Genomic DNA, 21,927 nt, shown 5'->3' with positions numbered 1-21,927 from the left:
GCGTTCGGGCTGCAGGTGGTCGATCCGGTGCTCGCGCGACCTGCCCGGATGGCATCCGGGCCGTCGATGACGGTCAAGGGTTTGGTGCAGGTGCCTGCACCAGGTTGAGCGCTGCCTCGCTGAAGGCGCGAACGCGGGCTGTCGCACCGTCGGCGGGCCATACCAGGCCCCAGTCCACTGGCGCGGCGTCCTCGAAGGGGACATAGACGACATCGGGGCGGGGCAAGTAGCGCCTTGTGTGGGCACCGACGGCGAAGACCCCCTCCCCGGCTCCCACGAGCGTCAGCGTCTCGTTGAACGTCATGGCCGACGGACCGAGTGCGATCGGTCTCCCCGTGGGGGTTCGGCGCGGCGCGCGGTCCTCGCGCAGGGATTCCGGCAGCGCCTCGGGCATCTGCAGCACGGTCACGCGAGCCAGATCTTCGACGGAGACGCTTGCGCGGCGGGCGAACGGATGCCCTGTGGGCACGGCTAGCATGCGTGCCTCCCGTACCAAGACCGGCCCCATGACGATGCCCTCCTTGTGCATCGGATGACAGGTCAGTGCGATGTCCACCTCGCCGCTGCGCAGCCATGGCAGGACTTCCGGCAGGTGTGCCTCTTTGATCTCGACCTGGCAGTCGGGGTGCCGGGTGCGGAACGCCTGGGTGGCCCCGACCAGCAGCTGACCCGCCGCCAGCCCGGTGAAGGCGACCCGCAACAGCCCGGTCAGCCCCCGCCCGGCGTCCACTGCCCGCTCGAACGCGTCGGTGATCCGGGACCAGGCGGGGCGTGTCTCTTCGTACAGCTGTCGTCCCACCAGGGAAAGCTCCACTCGGCGGCTGGTGCGGTTGAACAGCGGGACGCCGATGCGGCGCTCCAGTTTGGCGATGGTCTGGCTGACCCGGGCCGTGGAGACGTGCAGCCGCTCGGCGGTGCGACCGAAGTGCAGTTCCTCGGCGAGCGTCAGGAACGCCTCCAGTTCGTGCCGCTCCAGCATCCCCGTACCCTTCCCATCGTTAATCGAGGCTTCACGATCGTTGCGCAGGTGCGCATTGATGCCCTATCCGGACCGCAGCAGGATCAGAGGCGTTGAAAGGCCGACTCACCTGCAATGGAGAACATCATGTACGTCACCCGCGACCGCGCCTTGACCACCCCCGCTCACGAGACCGCCGCGGCCGTCGCGGAACTCAGGGACCGGGCGGAGATCACCGACGCGCTCTACCGCTTCGGCCTGGGCCAGGACCTCAAGGACAAGGAGCTGTTCGCCTCGGCCTTCGCCGACGACGCCGAGCTGGACTTCCGCCCGGCCGCCTCCAAGTGGGGGGCCAGACCGCCGCTGATTTCCGGGCGCGACACCATCGTCACCACCATTCTGGCCATGTTCACCGGTCGGGTGGACACCACACACCAGGTCACCAACACGCGGATCACGATCGATGGCGACACCGCTCGGCTCACTGCCCTGGTGGAAGCCCAGCACCTGCTCATCGCCGACTCCGTCACACACGCGCTGTTGAAGAACCCCTACGACGTCGACCTGGTCCGCGACGGCGACCGCTGGGTCATCCGTCGGCTTCGCATCGACAACACTTGGTACACCGGCGAACCCACCGTGATCTTCGGTTGACGCCCGCCCTGCAGAACCGCACCAGGGCCTCCCTGATCCGGAGAGCTCATTACCCTCTCGACTCCCTGCACAATTCCCCGATCCCCTGGAAGGCACGACATGAAGATCGCAGTGACCGGCGGACGGCCGGTACTGACCCGTCACGCCGAGGCCGAGACCTGTGCCGATCCCAGCAGTGTAATGACGCTGCTCGCCGACTCGGACGGCACTGCTGACGGCTTCACCAGCTATCGGTCCACGTTCGCCAAGGGGGCCGTGGGGGCACCCGCCCACTTCCACACCAAGGCGACAGAGCTATTCTTCGTGATCAGCGGGTCCCTCCAGGTACTGGTGGGTGAGGAGGTCACCGTCCTGGAGGCGGGGGACTTCCTGGCCGTGCCGCCCCACACTCCGCACGCCTTCGCCGCGGCGCCCGGCTGTGAAGCGGACGTGCTGTTCGTGTTCACGCCGGGCATGGGGCGGTTCGACTACCTGCGCCTGCTCGGCCGGGTGATGCGTGGCGAGGCCGACGCGAAGGAGATCGCCGCCTCCGCGGAGCGGTTCGACAATCACTACGTCGACAGCCCCGTCTGGCGGGCTGCCCTGGAGGTCTCGGCGTGATCGACTCCACCGCCCCAGTCCGGGTCGCCCGGCCCTCGCGGGGCCTCGCCGCCGCCGAACGTTTCTACGTGGACGGCCTCGGCCTGGCCGTCCTGTGGCGCACGACCGAGCGTGTTCCGGGCGAGCACGACTTGCTGATGGTCGGCCCGCCCGGCGCCGCCTGGCATTTCGAGCTGACGCACGCCCCGGAGCGGCCGCTGGAGCCGACCCCGACGGTGAATGACCTGTTCGTCGTCTACCTCGGCAAGCCGGCGGACGAGTCCCTGATCGACCGCCTGGTCGCGGCCGGCGGCACCCGCGTTCCGGCACACAACCCATACTGGGACGAGCACGGTGTGTCGATCGCCGACCCGGACGGCTACCGCCTGGTGCTGTGCTCCCGCACCTGGGCCTGAGCAGCGTCGGGCGGGTCATGAACTGAAGTCAGAGCCGGATCGAGGCGACGGTGCTGGTGCTCCGCTCAGCGAACCAAGATCATCCCGTGGCGGCTTTTGGGCTCACTTTGGCTGGACTGCAACTCGGCGCGTGTGCTGTCCTCGGCCTCCATGATGCTGACCTCTAGCGGCAGTCGACTCAGGCAACCGTGCCGAGTCCGGCCGCGGTCCTGCTCGCGCAGCGGGGTGAAGTTCACGTCCAGCTTCGGGTGGTACGCCTCGGGCTGGATGCCGAGCTCGCGCGTGCTGTACTCGCCGAACCGGCTGATGTGTGTTCGCTCAGGTACGGCGAGATGTGGGCCAGGTTCTCCGGCTCGATCGTCGCATTGCCCCTTGACCCGTATCTCGGCAATACCTCTACGAGGCACTCGGCTGCACGTCTCTCCCCCTCGCCGTCTACTTCCGTCAGCTCTGACACGCCCGGACGGGCGTCCTCAGGCGCCCGTCCGGCCCCTCCCGGTCCTCGCCGCGCGCCGTCTTCGCGACAGGCCCGGCGACGCCCCGTTCACGGCTTCTCGCCACGTGCGTACGGACCGAGAACTCTCCGGAACGCGGCGTCGCCGGGAGGCTGGAACTCCTCGGTGTCCGCGCCGCCTTCGACGAACGGTGTGCAGGTGGCGGAGGTGCGGCCCGCCATACGGTGGGTTCCCAGCAGACGGCCGGTACGAGCCTCCAGGACCCGTATCCCGTACCTCCCCTCGTAATGAGAGATCTTCCGGCCCGCTTCGACGGGCGCCTCGTACCGGCACACCTTCAGGAGCTTGCCCAGCCCTTCGTACCGGACACAGGCGACGAGCTGCACCTGTTCGGGCAGCGGTGCGAACGGGTCCGTGCGGTCGTAGCCGCCGCTGCCCTCGAACTGGTGCAGCAGCCCGTTGACATGGACGACCACAGCGTGGGGTCCGGACGCCGATACGTGGGCCGCTCGGGGCACCGGCCGGCTCCCCTTCTCCTGGCACAGGCCACCGAACGAGAAGAGGCTGAGACGGGTCTCCGCCGTGCTTTCCGGCACCGGGGTCGTCGGGGTGACCGGCCGCCCGGAGGACCCAGGTGCGACCGAGAAGGCCGGGGTCGCGGCGGATCCGCCGGTATCGCCGTCGTCGGCAGAGGGCCGTCCCAGCAGACCGATCAGAACAGCGGCCCCCGCCAAGGCCACCACCCCGGCCCCGTAGCGCGCCCGTACAGCCACTCGTCCGCCCCCCTTCCCGGCCTCACCGTAGGCGGTCACCGCCGTACGACACAGGGGCCCGTACCCGTGAGCCGGCCGGGTAGCCCGCCGGCAGCGGGACGACGACTGGAGAACGCGAGACCTGGGCAGCGATTGCGAGGCGTGGTGGCCGGGCAGCCCCCAGGGAGGCACGGCTTTCCGCGCAGGCGGCGTGAGCTGCAGAAAGGCCTCGGATGTTCAGAATACGGCCGGCGATCCTTGCTCCTCTGGTCATCATTCCGGCAGCAACCATGGTCGTTCTGCTGGTGGACGGCAGGGCCTTCGAAACCGACCCGCCGGATCTGCCCGACGACCCCTGCCCTACGTCGTCCGCCTCCGAGCGAGGCAGGTATCCCACCGACTTCACCGGCACAGCACAGCCCTACGAGGGCCCTGGCCCTCACTTGGTCACGACTGACGCAGGGCTCGTCGACTCACGCATGCCCGCCGACTGGAAGGTCGCACCACGCCAGGACCGCCGGGTCTCCGAGCTGGTGTTGTGCGAGTACCGGACGGACACCGGCGTGTCCTTGGACGAGTGCCGTTACCTGGGCGGCGCTTCGGTGACGCTGAAACAGTCCCACGCCCTCTACCGGTTGTACGAGGCCAAGACCTCGGAGCTGGTCACGAGCTTCCATGTCGACGGGAGCGGCGGCTGCCCTCCCTCGATCCGGTACCCCGAGGGGAAACCGCCCCCGTTGACGATGCCGCAGTCCATCGACGCGTCCGATGTGATCGCCGCGCTGCGCCCCTATGCCGAAGGTCCGAGACCGCGGACGCAGGACTGACGCCGTCGGGATCCCGCAGCCCGCGCCTTCCGGCAGACGCGACACCGGTCCTCCGTTCATCCGCGGACCGTGGCGCCCTCGGGCGCGGTCGGTGCCAGCCGGTACGCATCGCCTTCGCGCCGCACGCGACCGGCGGTCGGAGGCGGGAAGTGGCTGCCGAGCAGCAGGGTGGAGGTGCCGGCCAGCGAGTCGAGCATCCGGCGCCGGGTCCTGGCGGCGATTTCCGGTGCGATGTCCACGCAGCTGCAGAGGTCCGGATGCCCCATCTGGACCGGGTGGTGGATGCTGTCGCCGCTGATGAGCGCGCGCTCACCCTGGCTGCTCAGCTCCACCGTCACCTGGCCCGGGGTGTGGCCGGGGGCGGGAAGCAGGCGGACGCCCGGCGCGATGCCCGTACCGTCGTCCGCGACGTCGACGAGGTCGAAGAGGCCCGCGTCCCGGACGGGGTGCACCGAGTCCTGGAACATCTGTCGCCGTGCCGCCTCCATCTCGACACCGGCCCAGTAGTCCCATTCGGTCCGCGAGGTGAGATAGCGCGCGTTGGGGAAGGTGGGCACCCAACTCTCACCCTCCAAGCGGGTGTTCCAGCCCACGTGATCGGTGTGGATGTGGGTCAGGACGACGAGGTCCACGGTCTCCGGTGCGATGCCCGCCGCTGTCAGACGCGCGACGTAGTCGCTGTTCAGGTTGTGCCAGGCGGGGTTGGCGCGCTGCTTTCCGTTTCCGATGCCGGTGTCGACCAGTATCCGCAGCCCGTCCGCCTCGACCGCGAAACTGTGGCTTGCCAGCCGGAGGACTCCGGCCTCGTCGGCGAAGTCGGGGCGCAGCCAAGGGGTCCGGGTGACGACATCCGTGGTCGCCCCGGGCAGCAGCCATGGGCCGGTCGCGGCGGGAAGGGCTGTTTCGTCGATACGTCGCACGGTGTGGCCGCCCACGGACCACGAGAGGGCCCGTACGGCGGCGGGGGCACTGGGCTGAGAGATCGCGGGCATGGTGATCTTCCTTTACGTCAACTAAAAGCAACTAGTTTGCTTTAAGGCACCGTAGGCCCTACCTTCACCTAAGGCAAACGATTCGCTTTTAGGTGTTCCGGTCGTGGACAGTTCCCGGCCCGACTCATCGCACAGAGCTGGAAGGACCCTCATGACCAGCGAACTCACTCCCCAGGAAGCAGCTCGAGGCGCGCTGCGGGCGGGCCTCGACCTCCGGGGCGACCGTCACGAAGGGGTGGCGGCGACCGCCAACCACATACACTCCGTCATCACCACGCTGCGGGAACTCGACTTCGCCGACACGCCCCCCGCGATCGCGTACAGGGCCGGACAGGAGACCGCCGATGCAGCCCTTTGAGCTGTCCCTCACCGAGGCGGCCCGCGCGGTACGCGCACGGGAACTCTCCCCGGTCGAGCTCACAGAATCCGTACTGGCCCGCATCGGCGCGGTCGACGGGCACCTCCGCGCCTACGTCACCGTCGCGGCGGACGCAGCTCTGGCCGCGGCGGCCCGTGCCGAGCGGGAGGTCTCCGACACCGGCCCGCGCGGCCCGCTGCACGGGATCCCCATGGGGATCAAGGACCTGATCGACACCGCCGGTCTGCCCACCACGGCGAGCTCGGACGTCCGGGCCGGGCACGTCGCGGACCACGACAGCGCGGTGGCCGCCCGGCTGAAGGCCGCCGGGGCCGTTCTCCTGGGCAAGACGCACACCCATGAGTTCGCCTACGGCCTGACCACTCCCCAGACCAGCAACGCCTGGGACCGGAGCCGCGTCGCCGGAGGGTCGAGCGGCGGCTCGGCGGTGGCGGTCGCCGCGGGCGGGGCGACGTTCGCCCTCGGCACCGATACGGGGGGCTCCATCCGGGTCCCCGCCGCACTCAACGGCGTGGTGGGCCTCAAGCCGACCTACGGCCTCGTATCCCGTTCCGGTGTGACCTCGCTGTCCTGGTCCCTGGACCATGTCGGCCCCCTCACCCGCAGCGCTCGGGACGCGGGCCTGGTGCTGGCCGCGACAGCCGGGTACGACCCCCGTGACCCGGCGAGTGTGTCCGGTCCCACGGTGGACCTGACCGGCGGCGGGGATCTGAAGGGGCTCCGGGTCGGCGTCCCCCGCAACCACTACTTCGACAGGGTCTCGCCCGAGGTCGAGGAGGCGGTGCGCCGGGCGATCGAGCGGCTGGCGGAGCTCGGCGCGGAGCTCGTCGACGTGGAGATCCCGATGGCGCGGTACATCCAGGCCGTCCAGTGGGGGCTGATGGTTCCCGAGGCCACGGCCTACCACGAGCAGTCGTTGCGTGCCGTCCCCGACCTGTACAGCCCGGACGTACGCATCCTGCTCGAGGCGGGCGAACTCACATCGGCCGGCGACTACCTTCGTGCCCAGCGGGCCCGCACCATGATGCGCGACGGCTGGGCCCGGATGTTCGACGGGATCGACGTCCTCGCCGCCCCGACAGTGCCGATGACGGCCGCGAAGTCCGGCCAGGACACGGTCGAATGGGCCGACGGGTCCGTGGAAGCGGTGTCCGACAGCTATGTCCGCCTCTCCGCCCCGGCCAACATCACCGGCGTTCCGGCCCTCACCCTTCCGGTCGGGCACGACCACGCCGGACTGCCGATCGGTATGCAGCTGATGGCGCGTCCCTTCCGGGACGCGACGGTGCTGCGCGTCGGGCGGGTGTACGAGGACGCGGTGGCCGACGTGGGGCGCATCGCCCCGGTGGCGGCCTGAGAACGACGGAAGCCGCCGACGACTCGTGCGGCCGACCCGTCGGCCGCCGGTTTCGGTGGACGCGGTGCCCAGGACGGTTCCCAGGGCGGTGGCGGCACCCGGGCGCCTGGCGCGGAGAACGGGACTGGTGCTGCTAGAAGCAACATATTCGCATTAAGGTGGAACGCATGAGTCCCAAGCCCATGACGCGCCCGGGCGGACGCAGCGCCCGTGTGCAGGAGTCCGTGCACGCCGCGGTCCGCGAACTCGTCGGCGAGACGGGCCGCGAAGCACTGACCGTTCCGCTGGTGGCGGCCCGGGCCGGTGTGACCCCTTCCACGATCTACCGCCGCTGGGGCGACCTGCAGGAACTCCTGTCCGACGTCGCGGTCGAACGGCTGCGGCCGGAGACCGACCCCGTCGATCTCGGCAGCCTGCGGGCCGACCTCGACGCATGGGCGGAGCAGTTCCTCGACGAGATGGCCTCTCCGCCCGGGCGTGCGTACATCAGGGACGCGCTCCTCGGCGATCCGGACGGCACCAACGCCGGCCAGTGCTCCGCCTACGCGGCAGAGCAGATCGACGCCGTCCTGAACCGCGCGGCGCGGCGCGGCGAGGCCGTGCCCGACACGGAACGAGTGATCGACCGGGTCGTGGCGCCGATGATGTACCGCATCCTCTTCCGGCCCGGCCGGCTGGACGCCACGTACGCGCGCGAACTCGTGACGAACGCCCTCGACCGGCCCTGACGGCGAAAAGGGACTCGCGCAAGGCGGCGTTCGGCCCGGCCCATGGCTCGGACGTCGTTGTGGGGCCGGCACGGCGTGACTGCCGGTGACCGCTGCTCCGTAAAAACCCGTTGGCGGACGAGGCCGACCACCGCTACATTACCGGGGACCGTGCGAAGGATCGAGGAGGTGGTTCCCGTGAACGCAGTATCGACATGGGTGCTCCCCTCCGGGGTCACGGTCGGGCGATAGGCAGGTCGTCCGGGAGCGCCGTTCCAGTGCACTCCGAAAGGCACGACCATGCATTTCACTTCTGAGCAGCGCCTTGACGACGGCGTCCTCGAACGTGCATTCACCCTCGGTGAGATCCCCGGCATCCTGTGGACACCCGCACCGGCATCCGCCCCGGCGCCGCTGATCCTGCTCGGCCACCCTCCCCTCGGGCTGCGCACGATGTACCCCCGGCTGGCGGCCCGGGCCCGGCACTCCGCGGCGGAGGGCTTCGCCACGGCCACCATCGAGCTCCCCGGAAGCGGCGACCGGCCCCGTCTGCCGGCCGCCGACCAGGCCCGCGCCGACCTGCGCCGGGCGATGGAGGCCGGCGAGCCGGTCAGCGACGAGATCATCGACGCCCTCATCCTTCCGCTGGTCGACAAGGCCGTCCCGGAATGGCAGGCCGCCCTGGACGCCCTTCTCCCGCTGCCCGAGATCAGCGGCCCGGTCGGGTACTCGGGCGGAGTGATCTCCATCGGCGTCCGCCTTGCGCTGGTCGAGCCGCGCATCTCGGCCGCCGTTCTGTTCGCCGGGAGTTTCATTCCTCGTGCCATCTTCGAGGAGGCCCGCCAGGTCACCATTCCGCTGCACGTCCTGCTGCAGTGGGACGACGAAGGGAACGACCGGCAGGCCGCCCTGGACCTGTTCGACGCCTTCGGCTCCGAGGAGAAGTCCCTGCACGCCAATACGGGCGGGCACACCGGCGTCCCGCAGTTCGCGGCGGACGCCGCGGGCCAGTTTCTCACCCGACATCTGAAATGAGGCCGGTCCGCCGGGCCGGGAGCAGACGGTAGTTGATGTCGGCCGGCATGCCGCTCATCGAGGACGGGTCCCGGCCCTCCGCAGCTCTCCGCACCGTGGGCCCCTGCTGAACTCTCGGCAGGGGCCCGTGCTGCCTGCCCTTCGGGGCTCGTTGACGGATCCGTACGGATCATGAAACGTGCGGGCCCGGGCAGCATGCTGCCCGGACCCGCACTGCCCGGAGTGTCAGCGGCTCATCAGCGCGAAGACGCCCCAGCCGAGGTACTCACGGGTGTACCGCACGTAGCGGGCGGGCTCGGTGGCGAGTTCGGTCCGCAACTCGGCGGCCAGCTCGTCATCGGGGTTCTGTTCGAGCCAGTGGCGGAGGTTGAGCCACTGCGCCGCCTGGTACCGGTCCCAGTTGTCCTGATCGGCCAGCACCATCTCCACGACGTCGTACCCGAGATCGCCGAAGTGCTCGATCAGCTCCGGCAGCATCCGGAAGTCGGCTCTGCTGCCGGCGTGGCAGCCTTCGACGACGTCCTGGGTCGGCGGTGCCTGACGCCAGTACGGCTCGCCGATCAGCATGAGGCCGCCTGGGCGGAGGCTGCGGCCCAGCAGCTCGACGGTGCCGGCCACGCCGTCGCCGATCCAGGTGGCGCCGATGCACGCGGCGAGATCGACCGGCTCGTCCGCGACGTAGCCGGAGGCATTGCCGTGGACGAAGTCGACCTGGTCGGCGACTCCGAGTTCGGCGGCGCGGACCCGGGCCTTCTCGGTGAACACCGTGCTGATGTCCACCCCCGTCCCCGTGACGCGGTGGTCACGTGCCCAGGTGCACAGCATTTCGCCCGATCCGCTGGCGAGGTCGAGCACCCGCGTGCCAGGTGCCAGATGGAGCGCCCGGCCCAGCGCGGCGAGCTTGTCAGCGGAGAACGGGTTGTGAATGCGGTGGCTGCTTTCGCGAATGGTGAAGCTGCGTGGAAGATCCACAGGAGGGATTCCTTAGATTCGATGAGGTTCTGGCGTTCCTGGAAGGCAGCCGTCCGCAGTCGGCCACCACTGCTGGAACCGTCATCAAATGCACCCCGCTCAAACGTGTCGATCTTGGACTCGTGCAACCTAGAGCCCTCCCGAGCGACGTGTCCACCGATTTAGGGCGGCCAACCACGCGCGAACGGGGGCTGATGCTGGACGGACGGGGTAAGTCGATCCATCCGATGGCCGAACGGTTGCCGGACGGGAACATGCAGGCCCTGCAGCAGTTCGTGAACCAGTCGCCATGGGATCCGATGCCAGTGCGGCGCCGGATCGCCGAACGGCTGAGCCGGGCAGTCCGTCCTGAGGTGTGGGTGATCGACGACGTGTCGTTCCCCAACTGCGGCACCGCCTCGGCCGGGGTGGCCCGGCAGTACTGCGGAGCCCTCGGGAAGCGGGCGAACTGCCAGGTCGCGGTCAGCGTCCACACCGCCACCGACATCGCGTCCTGCCCGCTGGACGGGCAGTTGTATCTGCCGCGGGAGTGGACCGATGATCCGGACCGCTGGCGCAGGGCAGGAGCGCCGGACGAGGCCGCTGCCCATCAGGAGAAGTGGCGCCTGGCTCTCGGCATGCTCGACACGCTCACCGGCTGGGAACTGAAGGCGCCGGTGGTGGTTGCCGACGCGGGCTACGGCGTCAGCACCCCGTTCCGGGCCGGCCTGGAGGAACGCGGGCTGTCCTATGTTCTCGCGCTGACCGGCAAGGAAGTCGCCCATGCGAGCGATGCTTCAACCGGCTCAAGCAGTGGCGCGGCCTGGCCATGCGAACGGACAAGCTCGCCATCGCCTACCAGGCCGCACTCCACCTCGCTGCCATCCTCATCTGGACAGCCGCTTGACCGCCGAAGCACCTTGCCCGAGAGGGTTGGTCACATGGACGATCTTGCGAAGTTCCTCGTCGCACGCATCATGGCGATAACCATGCCTACGCCTACGTGGCCAGCACGCTGGGCGGCGAGGCTCTTCTCGACAGCCACCTCCGCATGCTCGATCTGATTGAGCAACTGGCAAACGACTGCGCAGCCATGGACGCCTCGGACTCCCGCTCGACCGGCCTGGCATACGCGCTGCGAGTCCTTGGCCAGTCATACGCCGAACACCCCGGCTACGAGCAGCAATGGTGCCCATAGCGTCTCAAGGAGACAGTCCCTAGGCCCGGAGCCACGCCCAGGTGTTCGCGCCGACAATGCCGTCGGGAGTGATCTCATTCGCCGTCTGGAAGCGCTTCACGGCAGACTCCGTGCCGGCACCGAAGTAGCCGTCTACTCTGCCGGAACCTACCGAGTAGCCATGGTGGATCAGCAGTGCCTGAAGCTCCTTCACCTTTGCACCCGAGTCACCGCGGTCCGTGTAGGCGTCGCTGCGGTCGTAGCCGCAGTAAGTCCCGTCGACGGATTCCCGGCAGCTCGCTGCCACGGCGGCAGGAGCGGCCAGAGCGACACCGGCAGAGCCGATCGGAATCAGGACCGCGGCGAGTACGGCGGAAGCGAGCAGAGAAAGTCTCATGCGCTGAGGCAACGGAGAGCCCTTCGAGACGGGGCGGGTCAGCCGCCCGGTGGATCGGTTGAGCGGAACATATCCCCTGTATCGGCCGTCACGGCAGAGCGCGCTACGCCGTACGGGGGAGCGTGCGAAGCCCGGTCAGAAGCACCTGGCGCGCGAAGCGCCTGGGACGACTGACTCTCGGTCAGACACGGAAATCTTTGCGAGAACGCGTCGCGGCGATGCGACTGGCTCAGCCTTCCCGTCTTTGTTCACCAGTCCCGGCCGGAGGTCAACTCGTCCACGTCCGCGTCCGCGAATCCGTATGCCGACGCCACGAAGTAGAACTCGTCGCAGATCCACTCCCCCGCAACCGTCTCGATTTCGCTCCCGGCTGCAACGAACTCCCTGTCCAGCAGGTTGCACTCATCCGTCGCAGCCTGAGTGAGCGCATACAGGCTCTCCAGACCCGATGGCCGATCAGCCTCAACGCGTTCGCACAGCCGCAGCAGGATCGCCTCTCCCTGATCGACCACGTGATCAGGGAAGTACGAGTCCTCGTACATCTGCCGTAGGAACGCGTGGCCCGTTACCTGCTGGCTTGTGATCGGCATGGCACTTCCCCACCTCGGCGAAAAGCTGACGCGTCGGTCATGCACAGCACCACTGACAACGACGCCGCCATTGATGCCAGACCCCCGCGTGACCAGGACTTTCGCGGCAGGCCCTAACCCGTGTGTGCGCCGAGGAGACTGGAGAGACGGTGCGGGGGCCGCCGCACCCGCCGTCTTCGCAGGTGTAGAGGCGTCTCGTATGCTGCCCCCGTGGAGCGGGGAAAGCTGATGGCGGACCGTTACGAGCTGATCGGCCGTCTGGGCCGGGGCGGCATGGGCGATGTGTGGGCCGCGCGGGATCGCGTGCTCCACCGTGAGGTCGCGCTCAAGCTGCTGGATCTCGACGGCATTGCCCAGGCTGACCTGCCCCGGCGGTTCGAGCGCGAGGCCATCGCCGCTGCCCAGATCGTCCACCCCAACGTCGCCGCCCTGTACGACCGGGGTATCCACGAGGACGTGTTGTTCCTGGTCATGGAGAAGGTCGAGGGCCAGACACTCACGGCGCATCTCCAGGCTGAGAGCCATTTCCCCCTGATGCGTGCCGTGGCCATCGCCAGCAGCGTCTGCGCCGCGCTGGAGGCCGCCCACCGGGCCCAGGTCATCCATTACGACATCAAGCCTCACAACGTCATCGTCACCGGCGACGGGCTGGTGAAGGTCATCGACTTCGGCATCGCCGGGTTCGTCCAGGCCGCGTTCACCGTGGCGCGCTCCTCCCAACTGGCCCCGGCCGGAACGCCGGAGTTCGGCGCACCGGAGCAGTTCCTCACGGAACGCGGCGACGAACGTTCCGACCTGTACGCACTCGGTGGGATGCTCTTCGCGATGCTCGCCGGCCGGCCGCCCTTCACAGGGCACAACAGCATCGCGGTCGTGCGGCGCAAACTCGACGAGGAGGCACCGCCCCTCGACGCGTTCCGCCCCGGCCTGCCGCCGGAGGTGACCGCGCTCGTCGCCGAACTACTGGAGCGCGAGCCCGACCGGCGCCCGCAGTCGGCACAGCAGGTTCAGCAGCGGCTTCAGGCACTCCTGGTGTCGTGGGAGGCAGCGGAAGCTCCCACCGCGGTGATGCCCCCGCCTCCGCGTACCCGCCTGATGGACGACACGCAGCGCGCGCCCCGGCGACCCTCTCCCGACTCCTGGAACCGCGCCTCCACCGACGAGACGCCGTTCATTGCGGACGCCCTGCTGCCGCGGCGGTTCACCAACGACATGGACATCGAGTTCGCCCGGATCGCTGAGGGCACCCGCCTCTCCCGTGAAGCGGGCCCCAGCGACCTGGCCAGGGAACTCGCGCGCCGCGACTGTACCGGAATGGTCGTCGGCGTCTACGTGGAGCAGCCCGGTCCCCATGCCACGCCCGAGAACCCTGTCTACGTCTGCGTCCAGGTCTTCGCGTTCCCCGACTGGGCGATGGCCCGGGACGCGCACGGGTACCTGGGCGACGGGGGCGGGGCCTGGCGCCTCACCATCTGGAGCGCCGGCGACGGGGGTGGCCTCGCCCCCTGTCCCGAAAAGGTCCACCGCAGCCACCGACGGCGATACAGCTGGAGAGAAAACCGCTACCTGAGGGTGGCGGTGGCCTATCGCGCCGACCTCACCAACGACGGCTCCATCCGGCCCTGGCTCGACTCAGCCGCCCGCAGGGCCGCGCTCTCCGCCGGGCCTCAGAACCACCACGGTTAGGCTCGTTCGAATTATCCGATCGCCAGGTTGGGTGTGCCGTTGACCGAAGCGCAGTGGGCGCGGAATCCGCCGTTGTTGTGGACCGGAGGCGCGAGGCGGCCATGGCCTGGTCGAAGCCGCGTACCTCGCGGCGATAGCCGTACTCGCGGAGGCTTCAGGGCGTCGATCGGTGAGGGTCCGCCGGTTCGCCCGGGAACAGGCGTGCCCTGCGGGAGGCCGACGCGTTGTACCGGCCATGAATGGATACCGAACCTTCTCCGTCGCCGCGGCCGGATGCTTTCTGCTGGCCGCGGCCCCCACTGCCCACGCCGACGATTTCGCTCCGGCACTGACCAACACCGTTCTCACCGTCGGCACCGCCGGAGAGCGGACCGGCACAGCCGCCCATGGAGTCGCGGAACAGACCGGAGCCGCGAAGGAGGTTCCGGCGGTCATGGGCCTCGTGCAAGAGGGGACCGACGCGGTGGCGGCGCGCGACCGGTCGGCCGGCAGCTGATCGCCACGCGTCCTCGAAGCCGTAGTGCTGTGACCGGGAAGTTACGCCGAGGGGCGGGGGCGGACAAGCAATTGGAATTGGCCATGTCACCTGCGAGGCGCGCATCTGCGATCTCACCGAGCAGTACGGGCCGTCCTCCGAACGCGACGACTACTGACCGCTTCCGCACCGACCGGGCCCCGGACCTCTTGGTTCGGGGCCGGTCCATCGTCGGCCGAACAGAAGCGCGCCCTTTGCAGCACGGAGTGGAACGCCCTCCTTTGCGGGCGTTCCAGCAGTGCGGAGGAGTAACCCGACCTCCGTGTCACTCCCGCGCTTCAGCGCCGTGTTGCAGTCACCGGGGAACAGGGCGGGTGGCTCTGGATGCATGCTCGGCCGGCCTGGTGCCGATTCCCGGAACCGACCGCCCAGCACCCGGTGCCGCACGGGCTGGTCGGATGACACAGCCCCACGGCCCGTGACACCGAGCACGACAGCCCTGCGACCGGGCCGCAGCCGGCCACACGTATCGCGAGCTGACCGGCGGTCCGCTGGACGGCCAGGAGAGACAATGCTTCCGTGGCGACCAATCTTGAGCTCTTCGCGGACTACTTCCAGATGCACCTCATGGACGAGGGCTCCGAAGGCGATTTCAGCGACGTGTGGACCGAACAGACCGTTCTGGACGGGCTCGGCATCACCGAAGATGCCCTGGCCATCGGCACGGCCGTCAACGACACCGTGGCGGTCAGTGTGCATGTCCTCACAGATCAGCCGGACGACGACAGCGACGACTTCGACCACGTCGTCGAGGCGAGCCTCCACACGCCCTCGGGACGGTTCATCCTGATGGGCTGCACCGACTACCTCGACCACGCGCCACGATTCGATGTGCCCGCAGGCTGGACCCGGGCCCGAGCCTCTCGACGGAACCTCGCCGCTGCCGTCCGCCGGCTCGAGTCGGACGAGGAGCCCGAGGCGACGGAGGAAGTCCGACTGCAGACCTGGCCCGCTCCGTTTTCCGCCCCGCACATCATCAAGCGATGGGCCCGACCGCAATAGCCTCAGCCGCGGGCCGGCTCTTTACGTCCACGGTGCCGTCGCACACACCAAGTGCCAAGTACACCCGAGACACCTGGCCCCTCCCACGGACGGCTCCACTGTGGCGGTCGTGGAGGTCACGGAGCGGGGGCGCCACGGTCCCGCTGGCCGGCCCCCAGCACCACCAGCAGAGCGAATCCGCTGAGGACCACATTGCGCGTGGCCGCGTCCAGACCGTTCCAGTCGTCCGACTGCCACATCGCAAACCACTCGCCGCCGATCGCGAGGAACCCCATACCGAACAGGAGCAACACCATCATCAGGCCGGCGGTGGAGACTTGCCGTGCCCGCGGGCTCCGGCGGGCCCAGAGCCAGGTGCCGGCGAGCAGGACGAGGGCGGCCACGGCCTCCCAGGCGATGATCGCGACGTATGCCGCGTCCTGCAGGGTGCGCGAGGTGACCGCTCGCCACATGAGGTCCTCGTCCTGGAAGGTGGTGTCCATCGCGAGCACGTGACGCACGAAGTCCCGGTTCGTGCCGAAGTCCGTGATGTTGCCGAAGGCGACAAGAGTGATGAGAATTGCGACCGTCGCGGTCAGCAAGGCGGCGGCGACCTCGTGCGGTCCGAACAGGCGTGTAGGTGGTGGTGCCGTTCCCACGGACGAGACGGGCGGCGCATCCGGTGAATGGTTCATGATCCGACTATGGTCCGTACGTAGCCCGGTGGGAAGAGCTTATGGCGACAATGCCGTGCGCACCCGCTCGATAGGCAGAGGCGACCTCCCGGCGCACTGTCGGGCAGCGGGCAGACGTGACCAACGAGCGCGTGCATGGTCAGCGGTGAGACGGCGAGCTGGGCTTGATCCGCTTTGACGGACATTCGGGATCCGGGTCCAGCTCAGGGCGGATGTGGAGAGCATGAGGAAGAAGATGCCTCGCCACCCTCGTCGTTCGTTCACGCCGGAGTTCAAGGCGGAGATCGTCGGGTTGCGCAGATGAGGCGACCGCTCGGTCGGACGGGTTGCCGAAGACTTCGAACTGACGGAGACCGCGGTGTGGGACCGGGTGAAGCAGGCTGAGGCCGACGCGGGTGAGCGTAAAGGGCGGACCAGCATGAGCGCGAGGAACTGGCCGCACTGGGGTGCTGCTTGAGCATGTCGACGTCCTCAAGCGGGCCACAGCCTTCATCGTGGAGGAGACCCCGGTGACGGAGCACCCGTTCATCGAGGCGGAGAAGCAACCAGGCCATGGCGTCAGAAGTGTGTCAGCTGATGAAGGTCTCCCGGACCGCTTTCTATACCCCTCGCTGTGCCCGTCGCCCGACGAGAAGGCTGGACCGGCGAGCACTCCTCGCCGGTCCGGCACGGTGTCTCGGCCGGTCGCCGGGCCGTCACCACCGCTCGCACCACTCACCCAGTTCGCCAGGCGAACGCAACTGGCTGAAGTTGCACGAGTCAAGGCTGTCATGACCCTGGCGGAATGAGGAGCCCACCCCCACAATGCGGATGGGAGCGCTCCCATATCTGGTGGCCCGCTCCCCCACGTCCACCGCCCCTGTCGACGAAAGGCCTTCCCGGTGAATGCCTCACCACTCTCCGCACGGCCCGTGCGCATCCGTCCCCGGCGCGGGAGACGCCTGTTCGGGATGTCAGCTGCCGCCTTACTGTTCGCGGTGGCGCCGGCGGTGCCCGGCGCGGCCGGTGCCCTGGCAGCCGAACCCGGTCCCGAACAGATCACCAACGGCGACTTCGCCGCCGGTACCGCCCCCTGGTGGTGGACGGCGAACGCGCCGGCGGCCGTGTCGGACGGCCGACTCTGCGCGGAGGTGCCCGCCGGTACGGCCAACGCCTGGGACGTCATCGTCGGCCAGAACGATGTCCCGATCGTCGCGGGCGAGAGCTACGAGCTGTCCTACACGGCCAGTTCGACTGCCCCCCTGACCGTCCAGACGCGGGTCCAGGAGGCGGCGGAGCCCTACACCACGGTGCTCGCCACCGCGGACCCGGTGAGTACGGAGGTCACACAGGTGACCCGTACGTTCACCGCCTCGGTGGACCTGCCCGCCGCGTCGGTGCAGCTGCAGATCGGCGGTGGTGAGCGGGCGACCCGGTTCTGTCTGGACGACGTGTCGTTGCGGGGCGGGGCCGAACCGCCCGTCTACGTACCGGACACCGGCTCGCCGGTACGTGTCAACCAGGTCGGGTACCTGCCCCACGGTCCCAAGAGCGGCACCGTGGTCACCGACGCCGACGCGCCGCTGACGTGGACGGTGAAGGCCGGTGACGGCTCGACGGCCGCCACCGGCAGGACCGTTCCGCAGGGCGAGGACCCGAGCTCACGTCAGCGGGTCCACACCTTCGACTTCGACGGCGTCACCACGGTGGGCGACGGCTACACCGTGGAGGTCGACGGTGAGGTGAGCGAGCCGTTCTCGATCCGTGGCGACCTGTACGACGGACTGCGCTCCGACGCGCTGGCGTACTTCTACCACAACCGCAGTGGCACGCCCATCGAGGCGGACCTCGTCGGTGAGGAGTACGCCCGCCCTGCCGGGCACATCGGCGTCGCACCCAACAAGGGCGACACGGACGTCCCCTGCCGGGCGGGCGAATGCGGCTACCGGCTGGATGTGTCTGGCGGCTGGTACGACGCGGGCGACCACGGCAAGTACGTCGTCAACGGCGGTATCTCGGTGGCCCAGTTGATGGCAACGTACGAGCGCACCCTGACCGCCCCGAACGCCGAGTCGGCGGAGCTCGGCGACGGGGAGCTGCGGGTGCCCGAACGCGACAACGGGGTGCCGGACATCCTGGACGAGGCGCGCTGGGAGATGGACTTCCTGATCAGGATGCAGGTCCCGGCCGGCGAGCCGCTGGCGGGGATGGCGCACCACAAGATGCATGACGCCGAGTGGACCGGGCTGCCCATGAAGCCGCATCTCGACCCCCAGCAGCGTGAGTTGCATCCTCCGTCGACGGCGGCCACGCTGAACCTCGCCGCCACGGCCGCCCAGTGCGCGCGGCTCTACGCCCCCTTCGACGAGGACTTCGCGGACCGCTGCCTGCGGGCCGCGGAGACCGCATGGGCCGCAGCGAAGCAGCACCCGGACGTCCTCGCCGACCCGAACGACGGCATCGGCGGTGGCGCGTACAGCGACAACGACGTCTCGGACGAGTTCTACTGGGCCGCCGCCGAGCTGTTCACCACGACGGGCAAGGACGCCTACCGCCAGGCGGTGCTCTCCTCCGGCCTGCACGGTGACACGGACGCGGTCTTCCCGGCCGGCGGCGGCATCTCGTGGGGATCCACCGGCGGACTGGGCGTGCTCACCCTGGCCACCGTGCCGAACGGTCTGACGTCGGCGCAGCTCGGCGAGGTCCGCTCGGTGGTCACCGCGGCCGCCGACCGCTACGCCGCGCAGTCCGGCGCGCAGGTGTACGGGCTTCCGTACGCCCCCAAGGGTGAGGACTACGTCTGGGGATCCAACAGTCAGGTCCTGAACAACATGACCGTGCTGGCCACGGCACACGACCTGACCGGTGACACCGTCTATCAGGACGCCGTGCTGCGGGGCGCCGACTACCTGCTCGGCCGCAACCCCCTCAACCAGTCCTACGTCACCGGCTACGGCGAGCGCGACTCCCGGAACCAGCACCACCGTTTCTGGGCGCATCAGAACGATCCCGCTCTGCCTCACCCGGCGCCCGGTTCCGTCGCCGGTGGGCCCAACCTGACCGCGGGAGCATCCGGTGATCCCGTGGCGGCGGAGAAGCTGAGCGGCTGCGCTCCGGCCATGTGCTATGTCGACGACATCGGTTCCTGGGCGACCAACGAGATCACCATCAACTGGAACGCGCCGCTGGCCTTCATCGCCTCCTACCTGGACGACGCGGGCGACGGGCAGGCCGACCCGGCCCGTACCTGCGAGGTCTCGTACTCCTCGCACCCGTGGAGCAGCGGCTCCACGGTGACGGTCCGCGTGGAGAACACGGGCCAGGAACCGGTCTCGCCGTGGTCGCTGACGTGGCTGTTGTCCGGGGATCAGCGTCTGAGCCACACGTGGAGCGCGGAGTTCGAGCAGTCCGGCCGGACGGTCAGTGCCAGGCCGCTCCCGTGGAACCGGGTCCTGGCTCCGGGCGAATCGGTCGACTTCGGTTTCAACACCTCGGCCGCCGGCCCGGCGCCGGATCCGGGGTCGTTCAAGCTGAACGGCCGGGCCTGTCGGTCGGACTGATCGCGACGCAGGTCGGTACGAGCCCGGGTGCGGTCGTCCTTGGCCGGACGCCGCTCCCGGGCCGGTGCCCTGGGGGGTCTGGACGGCGCTGCCCGGCGCTCGGCCTGGCGCTGCGCACGGCGGATAAGCTTGTGGATCTGGATCAGGTCTTCATGTGGCCGTTCGACACCCCGGGGGGTACGACGCATGCCTACGCCTGAGCAGATCTGGGCGGACGCCGATCTCCCCACCCGTCGGCTCGCCGGGCTGGCTCTCAACCCGTCCGCGCCGGAGAGTGTCCTCCTGCGTCTGCTCTCCGACGCTCCGCTTGCCGCGCGGATGGTGCTGTGCAGGGACCGGAGTCTGCCCGACGCCGTCGTCGACGCGGTGATCGAGCACCCCGACCGGTACACCCGCAGCTTCTTCGCCCGCAATCCTCATGTCGATCCGGCCCAGCGGGTCAGGCTGCTGGATGATCCCGAGTGGTTCGTCCGCGCCCACCTGGCCGAGGGGCCGCGGATGGCTGTCCTCGCCCGGCCCATGCCCCTGCCCGACGAGGCCGTCGTCCACATGATCAGCACGTACGACGACGAGCTCCTGGGCGGTCCCTTCTACCGGCAGATCTCCATCGGACTGCGCCGGTCCATGCCCACCCATCCGATCGCGAAGGTCCGCCGCTGGGGGGTCGGGTGGACATCACCGTCCGCGGACCTGCTGGCCGCCCTCCTGACGGACCCCGACGCCAAGGTCCGGGAGACGGCTCAGCGGTACGCGCGCCATCAGGATCCGGCGTGGGTGGAGAGCGAGCTCCCTGACCGGCCGTGCCACGCCCGCACCGACCTGCTGCTCCACGCCCCCCTCACCAGAGCTGTGGTGGAGGGCGTCCTCGCCAGGCCCGTCGGCAAGGAGGAGAAGGCGATGATCGCCGTCAATCCCTCCCTCCCCCCCGACACGGTGGCCCTCCTGGCCGCCGACTCCGATCCGGGGATACGGGGCCGGATCGCGCAACGCACAGACCTCGGACCCGCCGAGCGCCGCGCACTCGTCGCCGATCCGGACCCGGACGTGCGCACGCGGGTCGCGTACCGCGCGGACCTGGGACCGGCCGAGCGCCGCACGCTCATGACGGACCCCCACCCCGACGTCCGGCTGGCCGTGTCCGTCCACCCCGCACTGAGCGAGGAGGAACGGGCCCGGATCGGCTACCAGGTCCCCATGGACCATCCCTTCGTCTTCCACCCTGCGCCCGAGGAGCCCCGGGATCCCGGGACCGTGCGCCGAAACGCACTCTCCGACCACCCACTGCTGCGTCGGCAGGCGGCCGAGGACCACCTGCTGCCACCGGACCTCGTCGCACGACTGACCGTTGACGACGACCTGGGCGTACGCGTCCTGCTGGCCCAGAACCACCCGGACGCCCCCGCGCCGCTTCTGCTGCGCAGTTTCCTCGAGTACACCGGGCCCGAGCGCGGTCATCTCACCACCCGGCCGAACTTCCCGACCACCGGACTGGCCGCCTTCGCCGACCACGAGGACCCCGAGGTCCGGGCCTTGGCCGCACGCGACGCCGAAACCGAGCCGTCAGTCGTGGAGCGGCTCACCCAGGATCCGGACCACGCCGTGAGGGCTGCGGCGACACGCCACCCGAATCTCCCGCGGTCCCGGCTGGCAGTACTCCTCGACGACGAGGAGTTGGCCCATGACGCGGCTGCGAACGCGGCGCTGGACGAGGACACGGTCCGCCGGCTGTTGCACACGGGCGGCCGCCAGGTGAGGCCGCCTGCGTAGGCGCGGGTGCCGGCGGCCTTTCCGGCGTCGTCGGAGTGACGGGCTGGTGTGCGGTGCCGACGGAAGCGGGTAACGTGTTTGTCATGTTCTTCCAGACTCCGATTCACGAGTGAGCGCGTGATGAGCCCCTGCTGACGTCCTTCGACGTCGCCGCCCGTCCCCCACCGATGAATCCGTAGATCACTTCACATCATTACCGGGAGAACCCATGACCGTGAGCAAGAACATCAACAACCCCGTGGGGATGGGCGGCGGCCAGCGCAAGAGGCTGTCGCGCGCCGAACGGCAGAACAACGGTCCGCACCGCAACCTCGATCGCCGAAGCGCTGCCGACCAGAAGGCCGAGCTCGTGCGCAAGATGCGCGAGAAGGCAGGCGCAGCCGAGGGTGCCGGGCAGGCGGACGACGGCACCGCGCAGAGCTGACGCACCGCCGCCGCACGGGGCGGCGCCGCACGGGGCAGGGCCGGGACCGCGATGCGCGGCCCCGGCCCTGCCGC

The 21,927-nt window shown here is 69.4% G+C and carries 22 protein-coding genes and 2 pseudogenes; 17 read left to right on the top strand and 7 right to left on the bottom strand.

All coding sequences use genetic code 11. The annotated features are described in order from the left end of the window. Nucleotides 1-73: 73 nt before the first annotated feature. Nucleotides 74-979, bottom strand: coding sequence for a LysR family transcriptional regulator (locus tag AB0P41_RS13795; RefSeq protein WP_365932010.1), 906 nt, complete (start codon nucleotides 977-979; stop codon nucleotides 74-76). 126 nt (nucleotides 980-1,105) lie between these two features. On the opposite strand from AB0P41_RS13795, the gene AB0P41_RS13790 reads away from it, so the two are divergent. The 3 genes from AB0P41_RS13790 (at nucleotide 1,106) to AB0P41_RS13780 (ending at nucleotide 2,607) form a co-directional block, all read left to right on the top strand. Then, nucleotides 1,106-1,612 carry a nuclear transport factor 2 family protein gene (locus AB0P41_RS13790; RefSeq protein WP_365932007.1) on the top strand — a complete coding sequence of 169 codons (507 nt, stop codon included), beginning with the start codon at nucleotides 1,106-1,108 and terminating at the stop codon, nucleotides 1,610-1,612. A gap of 99 nt (nucleotides 1,613-1,711) precedes the next feature. Then, on the top strand, nucleotides 1,712-2,212 hold the full coding sequence (locus AB0P41_RS13785; protein WP_365932005.1) for a cupin domain-containing protein: 501 nt from the start codon (nucleotides 1,712-1,714) through the stop codon (nucleotides 2,210-2,212). Beyond that, nucleotides 2,209-2,607: a VOC family protein gene (locus tag AB0P41_RS13780; RefSeq protein ID WP_356706804.1), complete on the top strand. Its 399-nt coding sequence runs from the start codon at nucleotides 2,209-2,211 to the stop codon at nucleotides 2,605-2,607. Before AB0P41_RS13785 ends, AB0P41_RS13780 begins: the two co-directional genes overlap by 4 nt. Nucleotides 2,608-3,151: 544 nt before the next feature. Here the strand turns inward: AB0P41_RS13780 and AB0P41_RS13775 are convergent. Further along, nucleotides 3,152-3,835: a hypothetical protein gene (locus tag AB0P41_RS13775; protein ID WP_365932003.1), complete on the bottom strand. Its 684-nt coding sequence runs from the start codon at nucleotides 3,833-3,835 to the stop codon at nucleotides 3,152-3,154. Nucleotides 3,836-4,104: 269 nt separating this feature from the next. On the opposite strand from AB0P41_RS13775, the gene AB0P41_RS13770 reads away from it, so the two are divergent. Continuing rightward, a complete protein-coding gene (locus AB0P41_RS13770; protein WP_365932001.1) occupies nucleotides 4,105-4,641 on the top strand; it encodes a hypothetical protein in 537 nt (178 codons plus the stop codon). Nucleotides 4,642-4,697: 56 nt separating this feature from the next. Here AB0P41_RS13770 and AB0P41_RS13765 read toward each other — a convergent pair whose 3' ends face one another. Next, nucleotides 4,698-5,633, bottom strand: a complete 936-nt coding sequence (locus tag AB0P41_RS13765) for an MBL fold metallo-hydrolase (protein WP_365932000.1) — start codon at nucleotides 5,631-5,633, stop codon at nucleotides 4,698-4,700. 151 nt (nucleotides 5,634-5,784) lie between these two features. Between AB0P41_RS13765 and AB0P41_RS13760 the strand changes: the two genes are divergently transcribed. From AB0P41_RS13760 to AB0P41_RS13745, 4 genes are all read left to right on the top strand, one after another. Continuing rightward, on the top strand, nucleotides 5,785-5,991 hold the full coding sequence (locus tag AB0P41_RS13760) for a hypothetical protein (RefSeq protein ID WP_365931998.1): 207 nt from the start codon (nucleotides 5,785-5,787) through the stop codon (nucleotides 5,989-5,991). Beyond that, on the top strand, nucleotides 5,978-7,369 hold the full coding sequence (locus AB0P41_RS13755; RefSeq protein ID WP_356706816.1) for an amidase: 1,392 nt from the start codon (nucleotides 5,978-5,980) through the stop codon (nucleotides 7,367-7,369). The genes AB0P41_RS13760 and AB0P41_RS13755 overlap by 14 nt, the downstream gene beginning before the upstream one ends. Nucleotides 7,370-7,536: 167 nt before the next feature. After that, a complete protein-coding gene (locus AB0P41_RS13750; RefSeq protein ID WP_356706818.1) occupies nucleotides 7,537-8,097 on the top strand; it encodes a TetR/AcrR family transcriptional regulator in 561 nt (186 codons plus the stop codon). Between the two features lie 279 nt (nucleotides 8,098-8,376). Beyond that, nucleotides 8,377-9,111 carry an alpha/beta hydrolase gene (locus AB0P41_RS13745; RefSeq protein WP_356706820.1) on the top strand — a complete coding sequence of 245 codons (735 nt, stop codon included), beginning with the start codon at nucleotides 8,377-8,379 and terminating at the stop codon, nucleotides 9,109-9,111. A 225-nt stretch (nucleotides 9,112-9,336) separates the two neighbouring features. Here the strand turns inward: AB0P41_RS13745 and AB0P41_RS13740 are convergent, their stop codons facing one another. After that, nucleotides 9,337-10,083, bottom strand: coding sequence for a class I SAM-dependent methyltransferase (locus AB0P41_RS13740; RefSeq protein ID WP_356706822.1), 747 nt, complete (start codon nucleotides 10,081-10,083; stop codon nucleotides 9,337-9,339). Between the two features lie 185 nt (nucleotides 10,084-10,268). Between AB0P41_RS13740 and AB0P41_RS13735 the strand changes: the two are divergent. From AB0P41_RS13735 to AB0P41_RS13725, 3 genes and pseudogenes are all read left to right on the top strand, one after another. Beyond that, nucleotides 10,269-10,826, top strand: a pseudogene (locus AB0P41_RS13735) (IS701 family transposase); the annotation flags it as partial. Between the two features lie 23 nt (nucleotides 10,827-10,849). After that, nucleotides 10,850-10,969: pseudogene (locus tag AB0P41_RS13730) on the top strand (IS5/IS1182 family transposase); the annotation flags it as partial. A 144-nt stretch (nucleotides 10,970-11,113) separates the two neighbouring features. Beyond that, entirely contained in the window at nucleotides 11,114-11,260 is a 147-nt protein-coding gene (locus AB0P41_RS13725) for a DUF6221 family protein (RefSeq protein ID WP_365931996.1), read from the top strand. Nucleotides 11,261-11,279: 19 nt separating this feature from the next. On the opposite strand, the gene AB0P41_RS13720 is transcribed toward AB0P41_RS13725, so the two are convergent. Both AB0P41_RS13720 and AB0P41_RS13715 read right to left on the bottom strand, forming a co-directional pair. Further along, entirely contained in the window at nucleotides 11,280-11,636 is a 357-nt protein-coding gene (locus AB0P41_RS13720) for a peptidoglycan-binding domain-containing protein (RefSeq protein WP_365931994.1), read from the bottom strand. A gap of 248 nt (nucleotides 11,637-11,884) precedes the next feature. Continuing rightward, nucleotides 11,885-12,226, bottom strand: coding sequence for a DUF5713 family protein (locus AB0P41_RS13715; protein ID WP_365931992.1), 342 nt, complete (start codon nucleotides 12,224-12,226; stop codon nucleotides 11,885-11,887). Nucleotides 12,227-12,436: 210 nt separating this feature from the next. Between AB0P41_RS13715 and AB0P41_RS13710 the strand changes: the two genes are divergently transcribed. The 3 genes from AB0P41_RS13710 (at nucleotide 12,437) to AB0P41_RS13700 (ending at nucleotide 15,449) form a co-directional block, all read left to right on the top strand. Then, nucleotides 12,437-13,912 carry a serine/threonine-protein kinase gene (locus AB0P41_RS13710; RefSeq protein ID WP_365931990.1) on the top strand — a complete coding sequence of 492 codons (1,476 nt, stop codon included), beginning with the start codon at nucleotides 12,437-12,439 and terminating at the stop codon, nucleotides 13,910-13,912. Between the two features lie 235 nt (nucleotides 13,913-14,147). After that, nucleotides 14,148-14,408, top strand: coding sequence for a hypothetical protein (locus tag AB0P41_RS13705; protein WP_365931988.1), 261 nt, complete (start codon nucleotides 14,148-14,150; stop codon nucleotides 14,406-14,408). Nucleotides 14,409-14,966: 558 nt separating this feature from the next. Beyond that, nucleotides 14,967-15,449: a hypothetical protein gene (locus tag AB0P41_RS13700; protein ID WP_365931987.1), complete on the top strand. Its 483-nt coding sequence runs from the start codon at nucleotides 14,967-14,969 to the stop codon at nucleotides 15,447-15,449. A 116-nt stretch (nucleotides 15,450-15,565) separates the two neighbouring features. On the opposite strand, the gene AB0P41_RS13695 is transcribed toward AB0P41_RS13700, so the two are convergent. Further along, nucleotides 15,566-16,123 (bottom strand): DUF2165 domain-containing protein, encoded by a 558-nt coding sequence (locus AB0P41_RS13695; protein ID WP_356706844.1) that lies wholly within the window; start codon nucleotides 16,121-16,123, stop codon nucleotides 15,566-15,568. Between the two features lie 950 nt (nucleotides 16,124-17,073). Between AB0P41_RS13695 and AB0P41_RS13690 the strand changes: the two genes are divergently transcribed. From AB0P41_RS13690 to AB0P41_RS13680, 3 genes are all read left to right on the top strand, one after another. Continuing rightward, complete coding sequence (locus AB0P41_RS13690; RefSeq protein ID WP_365931985.1) at nucleotides 17,074-19,662, top strand: glycoside hydrolase family 9 protein; 2,589 nt, start codon at nucleotides 17,074-17,076, stop codon at nucleotides 19,660-19,662. 186 nt (nucleotides 19,663-19,848) lie between these two features. After that, on the top strand, nucleotides 19,849-21,429 hold the full coding sequence (locus tag AB0P41_RS13685) for a hypothetical protein (RefSeq protein ID WP_365931983.1): 1,581 nt from the start codon (nucleotides 19,849-19,851) through the stop codon (nucleotides 21,427-21,429). A gap of 208 nt (nucleotides 21,430-21,637) precedes the next feature. Further along, the gene (locus tag AB0P41_RS13680; protein WP_356706850.1) at nucleotides 21,638-21,853 is read left to right on the top strand and encodes a DUF6243 family protein; all 216 of its coding nucleotides are present in this window, start codon (nucleotides 21,638-21,640) and stop codon (nucleotides 21,851-21,853) included. Nucleotides 21,854-21,927 lie beyond the last annotated feature (74 nt).

This window comes from Streptomyces sp. NPDC079167, from assembly GCF_040686735.1.
Taxonomy (GTDB): Bacteria; Actinomycetota; Actinomycetes; order Streptomycetales; family Streptomycetaceae; genus Streptomyces.
Note: the sequence above shows the minus strand (reverse complement) of the source record. Positions and strands in the feature narration are given on the sequence as shown.